This window comes from Halorubrum sp. SP9, from assembly GCF_005435015.1.
In the GTDB taxonomy this organism is placed as follows: Archaea; Halobacteriota; Halobacteria; order Halobacteriales; family Haloferacaceae; genus Halorubrum; species Halorubrum sodomense.
On the sequence record NZ_SGXU01000111.1, the window covers coordinates 1 to 1,316 of the forward strand.

The following is a 1,316-nucleotide window of genomic DNA, read 5'->3' on the forward strand; positions in this document are numbered from 1 at the left end:
CGGGTGGTTCGGACTCCATCTGAAACCCGATGATACCCGTCTTGGGCCGAGAACCCCTCGGGTTCGGAGGCCGAGGACAGGTTCGACTCGTAGGCAACTTTCATGTCGCCGAACGAGCCGCTGTCCCAGTGTTTGAGTTTGTAGGCAGCCTCGCCCTCCTCGGTAGGATCACGAACTGTCTCTCCGCCGTTCACCGAGAGCGGCTCCGAGGTTGAGACAGTTTCAACACGACCCGTCGCTTCGCCACCACTCCACCCCCACGAGAGCCAGTCACCCTCGTCGTATTTCGCGGTGATGTCGTGTTCGGCGTCTACGACGTGTCCATGTCCAATATCGTCAGTATGAAGCCCACACCCCTTCTCAGGAGGACACCGCCCGTTCTCCACCGAGGCGATGTGATCGTATGCCATGTTCCGCTGAACGGCGTCGGCATACACCGTGTCACCAGCGTCGGTGGTGATCGACGGCGTCTCCTCGTCGGGATCTTCGACCCAGTCTAAGACGCCGCTGAAGCCGATAGAAACTTCGTCGTTCTGAATCGCGAAGCGGACGGCGTCGGTGTCGTTCGCGGGGATATACAGTTCGGCCTGCTGGCCGTCGTTGTACTCGGGGCTGTCCCAAAAGCCACGGATCTCCGAGGAATCGGTGACGCGGTCGTCCTTGGGATGGCCCATCGTCCACGCACGATTCTGGATCTGCGCTTGGGCCTCGCGAAGTTCCTGCTCGTCCTTCGCGAAATACTTGACCTCGCCATCGTAGAAGTACGGCTGAACGATGGGCTGTGCGACCGTGGCACGGAACCGAACGTACTCGTCGGTGTCGAAGAAATCGTTCCACGGCGAGTCCAGATGGACGGTGTCTGCGCCCTCGGCGGAAAAATCGCCGTCGACGCTGTCACCGACCACCTGAAGGGTGGCCGTAGTGGTATCGGTGAAAAAGTGTCTCATGGTCTGAAAACGCTGGCTGACGAACTACGCTGGCGGGCCGACGTACACTGTGATGGCGTCGTTGTTTACCGAGAGTTGCCGAATACGGCCACGGAGTCTCCGTTCATCGTCGGTGACGCCCACAGCCTCTATCGGTGGTTCGGTGCGTTGAGAAACGTACGCAGCGATGCGATCTCGACACGTAGCGTAGAAGTGCCAATGGAATCCGTCCATCGACAACGGGAACGGACCACGGACGGTCGTCGTTGATCCGAACGCATCGCCACCAGACAGGGTCACTTCTGCGAGGTTCTCGCCGTCATCCGCGGGTTTGGAGACTCCACGGTTGACGGGGATAGGGTGGCTACTCATTATGTATCAACCCGAAAT

1 protein-coding gene is annotated in these 1,316 nt (G+C 59.5%); it reads right to left on the bottom strand.

From position 1 onward, the window contains the following. Positions 1–905, bottom strand: a 905-nt coding sequence (locus tag EXE45_RS16675; protein ID WP_158294297.1) for a DUF2213 domain-containing protein, incomplete at its 3' end; no start/stop codon positions are given. Positions 906–1,316: the final 411 nt, after the last annotated feature.